5 protein-coding genes are annotated in these 6,029 nt (G+C 58.7%); all 5 read right to left on the bottom strand.

Annotated elements, in window-relative coordinates; genetic code table 11:
- Positions 1–1,266, bottom strand: a 1,266-nt coding sequence (locus tag D6877_RS04915) for an OprD family porin (protein WP_130910042.1), incomplete at its 3' end; no start/stop codon positions are given.
- 461 nt (positions 1,267–1,727) lie between these two features.
- On the bottom strand, positions 1,728–1,940 hold the full coding sequence (locus tag D6877_RS04910) for a hypothetical protein (protein WP_016772156.1): 213 nt from the start codon (positions 1,938–1,940) through the stop codon (positions 1,728–1,730).
- A 245-nt stretch (positions 1,941–2,185) separates the two neighbouring features.
- Positions 2,186–3,292 carry an agmatine deiminase gene (aguA, locus tag D6877_RS04905; protein ID WP_130910041.1) on the bottom strand — a complete coding sequence of 369 codons (1,107 nt, stop codon included), beginning with the start codon at positions 3,290–3,292 and terminating at the stop codon, positions 2,186–2,188.
- Positions 3,292–4,170, bottom strand: a complete 879-nt coding sequence (gene aguB / locus D6877_RS04900) for an N-carbamoylputrescine amidase (protein WP_130910040.1) — start codon at positions 4,168–4,170, stop codon at positions 3,292–3,294. The genes aguA and aguB overlap by 1 nt, the downstream gene beginning before the upstream one ends.
- Before the next feature lie 305 nt (positions 4,171–4,475).
- On the bottom strand, positions 4,476–6,029 hold a 1,554-nt coding region (locus D6877_RS04895), incomplete at its 5' end, for an aminotransferase (protein WP_130910043.1).

The raw sequence follows: 6,029 nt of genomic DNA, 5'->3' as shown, positions 1-6,029 counted from the left end.
CTCGTTACCGCTGACGTTGTACTCGCTGGATTTCTGCGACACGCGCAGGATCGAACTGCGCAACTTCACGCTCAGGTCTTTGGCCGGGCCACTTTGCACGACGTACTTGAACTGGTTGAAGATTTCGCGCTCGGTGCCGCCTTCGCTGGTGGACGTGGTGATGTTGTCGCCGCGCACGTAAGCGAAGTTGTAGCTCAGACCTGGAACGCCGAACGAACCAAAGTCCAGGCCATAGCCCAGCTGCCAGCTGCGTTCGTCTTCGGCGTTGAAGTCAGACCAGTAGGAGTTGGCCAGGTAGATAGAGTTACCACCGTCGCCGACACGACCCTGGTCTTTCTGATAGCCGCCGTAGGCATAACCCAGGTTGCTGTCGCCAGTGGAACGCTGGTGCGCCACGGTGAACGAGTGCGGGCCGGTGGCGAAGGTGGCTGCCAGGCTCCAGATCTTGTTGTCGCGACCGGTGACGATGCTTTCGCCCGGCACGGTGTTTTCGCGCACGTACGAGCTGTCCAGCTTGGTGCGATAGCCGTTGAAATCCAGGGTCAGGGACTGATCCTTGTTGAACGGAATCACGTAGTTGGCGTTCACGTACTGTTTCTTCAAGACGTCTTCAACGTCGGAGGCGTACAGCGCGCCTTTGAAATGTTCGGTGAACTGATAGCTGCCGCCCAACACGTTGATCGACTTCAGACCGCCGCTGTCACGGCCCTCATCGCTCTTGCGCGACTCGGCGGTGAAACGACCGGCGTTCAATTCCAGGCCTTGGATTTCACGGGAAGTGATCAAGGTACCGGTATAGCTTTCCGGCAGCAGACGCACGTTGTCGTAGCTCAGCACCGGCAGGGCCGGCATCTGGTCGCCATAGGTCAGTACGGTATTGGACACTCGGAACTTGACCGCAGCACCGCCCTTGGCGATGTCGTGGTTCGCGCGACCATCATTTTCCTGTCTGAAAAAATCGATGCCGCCGGCGCCGCTACGGCCCTTGCCGCCGTCCAGGCGCAATGCGTACAGACCGAAAGCGTCCACGCCGACACCGACGGTGCCTTGAGTGAAGCCCGACGAGAACGTACCGATGGCCGCTTGGCCCCATTCGGCCTTGTCCTTGTTACCGTCTTTGTAATCACGATTGATGTAGGCGTTGCGCAGCAGCACTTTCAGGCTGCTGTCTTCAACGAAACCCTTGGATTCGGCCTGGTCGTTAGCCATGGCCTGTGTAGCACTCAACATCCCCAGTGCGATCAGACTGATTCGCTTGTTCAACATTTTGTTTTCCTTATTACGGGTTGAAACGCGCTGTGTCGAACGGCTGAAACGGCGCTTTTGCACTCTTGTATTCACCCCGAAACAAAAAGACCCGCCAACGAGAACGTCATGGCGGGCCTGCTCCTTGTTTTGAGTCATGGCGGTTAGCCACAGGCGTTGGGCCGAATCGTAGCTGCGCCCTGAACAGTGTGTCAATTTCAAGAATCGTCTTTAAATAGGCGAAAAACGTCTAAGAAACGTAATTTTCTTGCTGGGCTATTGCATAAAAATGAGGTTAAGCAGGGAGTTCTGAATTTTAGGAGCGAGCCTGCTCGCGAAATCGGTGGATCATTCGATGAAGTCATTGGCAGGGCTGACGTCTTCGCGAGCAGGCTCGCTCCCACCTTTGAATACCTGAGGATAAAAATCAGGCAAAAAAAGCGCCACCATCCCGGCAGCGCTTTTACCAATCCCTATTGTTCTTATCCTTCCATCACATCCCACAAGGCTTCCAGCTCGGCCTCGCTGAACAGGCCAGCGGGGTAACGCTCGATCATCATCCGGCGCGGATCAGGTTGTCTGATCTGACGCGTTCCATTGGACTTCAACCAGTGCGCGACAAGCTGGAGCGATTCGCCGTTGACGGCCATGGGATGCACAGTCCGCTCGCTGATTACGTTCACTTCGGCGTTCATTTCAGCGCTCTCTCCCCGTTCGTGAGCGGCTACGTTATCCAAGGTTTGTGACAGAACTGTTGAAGTTCCCCGCCCTCCCTAGTGCATCAGGAGCAATACAAGAGCTATGCCAAGGCGACTCGAATGTCGACCGGCGGATACAAACAAGCCCGCGGTCCTGACGGGCCGCGGGCTTGCTTTCATGCGTAGCGAGCTAATCATTGCCTCGCTGTTTTGCTAAACAACTCAAGCTGTTACGACTCAACTCACTCTTTGTGCGGCGCTGGCTGCTGTTGGGTAAGGCAGTGAATATTGCCGCCACCCAGTAACAGTTCGCGGCCCGGCACCATCACTACTTCATGATGCGGAAACAACTTCTGCAGGATTTCCCTGGCCGGGGCATCCATCGGGTCGTCGAAGCTCGGCGCGATGATGCCGCCGTTGACGATCAGGAAGTTCACGTAGGAACCGGCCAGGCGCACGGACGGATTGCGCTCTTGCGAACCGTCCACCGCATCGACGCCGGCACACTCTTCTTCGGTCGCGTACAGCGGCCCCGGAATCGGCATTTTATGCACCGTGAACGGGCGGCCCTTGGCATCGGTGCTGCTTTGCAGCACTTGCATCGCGGCCTGACAGCGTGGGTAGTTCGGATCCTGCGGATCGTCGGTCCATGCCAGCAGCACTTCGCCCGGGCGCACGTAGCAGCAGAAGTTATCCACATGGCCGTCGGTTTCATCGTTGAACAAGCCATCCGGCAGCCAGATGATCTTGTTCACGGACAGGTTGTCACGCAGTACCGTCTCGATTTCTTCGCGGCTCAGGTGCGGGTTGCGATTGCGGTTGAGCAGGCATTCTTCGGTGGTGATCAGCGTGCCTTCGCCATCGACATGAATCGAACCGCCTTCGAGCACGAAACCTTCGGTGCGGTAGCGCGGGCTGCGTTCGATCTCGAGGATCTTGCCGCCGACCTGCGAATCACGGTTCCACGGCGCATACAGACCGCCATCGAAACCGCCCCAAGCGTTGAAATCCCAGTTCACGCCGCGCACTTCGCCACGGTTGTTGATGACGAAGGTCGGGCCGCTGTCGCGAACCCAGGCGTCGTCACTGGACATTTCCACCACGCGGATATTCGGCACATCGAGGCGCGCGCGGGCGTTTTCGTATTGGCCGGCGGAGACGGCAACGGTCACCGGTTCGAAACGGGCGATGGCCTTGGCCACCGCGGCGTGCGCAGCCTGCGCCGGTTTGCCGCCCAGACGCCAGTTGTCCGGGCGCTCCGGCCAGATCATCCAGGTCTGGGTTTGCGGCGCCCACTCGGCCGGCATGTAGAAGCCATCGGCGCGTGGGGTACTTTTCAATGTGGTCATCAGGACTCCAGGGAACCGTCGAGGGTTTTCAACGCGCCGTACAGATTCGGCCGGCGGTCGCGGAATGAACCCCACGCGCTGCGAATATGTTCCAGCTCGTCGAGGTTGAACGTGTGCACAAGAATACCTTCTTCGGTTTTATTCAGCTCCTGCACTTTTTCGCCGAACTGGTTGGCGATGAATGAAGAGCCATAGAAGGTGATGTCGTAGCCGTCCTGTTCTTCGTTGCCGATGCGGTTGCTGGCGATCAGCGGCATCAGGTTGGCGCCGGCATGGCCCTGCTGCACTCGCTGCCAGTGATCGCGTGAAGAGATGGTCTTGTCATGCGGCTCGCTGCCGATCGCGGTCGGATAAAAAAGAATTTCCGCGCCTTGCAGGGCCATGCTGCGCGCCGCTTCCGGAAACCACTGGTCCCAACAGATGCCGACGCCGATTTTCGCGTAACGGGTGTTCCACACCTTGAAGCCGGTGTCGCCCGGGTTGAAGTAATACTTTTCGTGATAGCCCGGGCCGTCGGGGATATGGCTTTTACGATAAATCCCGAGGTTGCTGCCGTCGGCGTCGATGATCGCGATGCTGTTGAAGCGTGCACGCCCGGCCAGTTCGTAGAAGCTGATCGGCAGCACCACTTGCAGCTCTTTGGCGATTTTCTGGAAATGCTTGATGGCGACGTTTTCTTCAACGGTCGTAGCCAGTTGCAGGTAATCCGGATTCGGCTTCTGGCAAAAGTACGGCGCCTCGAACAGTTCCTGGATGAGGATGATCTGCGCGCCTTTGGCGGCGGCTTCGCGGACCAGTCTTTCAGCGGTTTCGAGGTTGGCTTCCAGGTCCCACGAACAGGCCATCTGCGTGGCGGCGACGGTAACGATACGGCTCATGAATCATCTCCGGGCTAGTGCTTTGACGGTCGAAAAATTCGACCGAAAAGAAAACGCGCGCACCGGACAAGAGATCGCCATGCCGGAGCAATGGCAACTTTATAACCGATAAATATCGGTTTTAGAAGCTGTAAATAAAGAATCTCCCTGTCTTAACGCCAATTAACTCGATACAAATCGAACTTAAGACCAAAAACAAATGTGGGAGCGAGCCTGCTCGCGAATGCGCTGTGTCAGTCACCGCATGTGGCGACTGATACACAGCTTTCGCGAGCAGGCTCGCTCCCACAGGGGATGTGCCTTGCTTACAGGCCTTCGGTAAGCACCCGATCCAGCATATCGACAAAGAAATCCACACTCTGGCGCGACGTCACCATCGGTGGCTTGATTTTGAGGATGTTCAAGTCATCGCCCGTCGGCTGCATGAAGATCCCCAACTCGCGGAGGCGATCACACAGCAATGCAGTCTCGGCAGTTGCCGGTTCCAGCGTCTGGCGATTGCGAATCAGCTCCAGCCCGAGATAAAACCCGGAGCCGTGCACCGCGCCGACCAGCGGATGTTTATCGATCAACGCTTCCAGGCGCGCCTTGAAGTGGCCGCCGACGACCTGGGCGTTCTCCCAGAGCTTTTCCTCTTCCATCACATCGAGCACCGCCATGCCGATCTGGCAACTGACCGGACTGCCGCCTGCCGACGAGAAGAAATAGCCCTCAGCCTCCAGCGCCTCGGCGATTTCCCGGCGAGTGATCACCGCGCCAAGTGGCTGGCCGTTACCCATGCCTTTGGCCATGGTGATGATGTCCGGCACTACGCCCTGCTGTTCGAAGCCCCAGAAAAAATGGCCCATGCGCCCATAACCGACCTGCACTTCGTCAGCGATGCACACCCCGCCCTGCGCGCGGACCTTTTCATACACCTGCGGCAAATAGCCCGGCGGTAAAGAAATACCTCCGGCATTGCCGTAGACCGGCTCGCAGATGAAACCGGCCAGTTGCCGCTTCTGCTCGGCCAGTTTTTGCAGGTGATGTTCGACGCTGCGCACGTAATCCGGCGCCGAATCGGCGCCACGGAATTCGCCGCGATAAGTGTTCGGCGCCGGCACTGGGTGCACCCAGTCCGGGCGACTTTCCAGGGCCTTCGGGTTGTCGGCAATCGACGTCGATACCGCATCGGCGCCGATCGTCCAGCCGTGATACGCCTCAAGCACACTGATCATGTCGCGCCCGCCGCTGTAGGCCCAGGCCAGACGAATCGCCAGGTCATTGGCCTCGCTACCGCTGTTGACCAGGAACACGCGATCCATGCCCTGCGGTGCAAGCTTCAGCAAGCGCTCGGAAAATTCGGCGACCGCCGCGTAGTTGAAGCGCGAATTGGTATTGAGCAACGACCACTGCCGCGCCGCGACCGCCGCCATCCGAGGGTGACCGTGGCCGAGCACGGCGACGTTGTTGAGCATGTCCAGATAGGATCGGCCGTGCATATCAATCAGGTGATTGCGCCAGCCGCGTTCAATGCGCGGCGGGTCAACGTAATAGTGTTTTTGCGTGCGGGCAAAACTGGCATCGCGGCGTTCGAGCAGGGTTTTCGCGTCCAGCTCAGGCTCGGCGTCGCAGGCCAGCCCTAGCAGAGTCGCCGGCGACGGGCACAACGCCTGCCACGCCGATGCACGGGACGGCGTGCAGAACAGCGGCGCGTCAAGTTCTGCTCCCCGGCACATCTGCACAAGCAGCGGGCCCGTGACCGTGCCGAGCTTCTGGCCTTGATCCAATGCCGCGCCATGGCCAAGAACTGGCGTCACGCCCCACAGGCGAACGCTGAACTGTGGGCCATCGAGTTGCAGCGCACCGTTTGCCGCTTG

Source organism: Pseudomonas sp. Sample_9, assembly GCF_004307535.1.
Lineage (GTDB): Bacteria > Pseudomonadota > Gammaproteobacteria > Pseudomonadales > Pseudomonadaceae > Aquipseudomonas > Aquipseudomonas mercuritolerans.
The sequence above is the reverse complement of the archived record's forward strand: the minus strand, read 5'-3'. Positions and strand labels throughout refer to the sequence as shown.

Bases quoted from the DNA above. Each gene is read 5' to 3' on its own strand.
- D6877_RS04910 (WP_016772156.1), bottom strand. From the start codon at position 1,940: ATGAACGCCGAAGTGAACGTAATCAGCGAGCGGACTGTGCATCCCATG.
- aguB (WP_130910040.1), bottom strand. From the start codon at position 4,170: ATGAGCCGTATCGTTACCGTCGCCGCCACGCAGATGGCCTGTTCGTGG.
- aguA (WP_130910041.1), bottom strand. From the start codon at position 3,292: ATGACCACATTGAAAAGTACCCCACGCGCCGATGGCTTCTACATGCCG.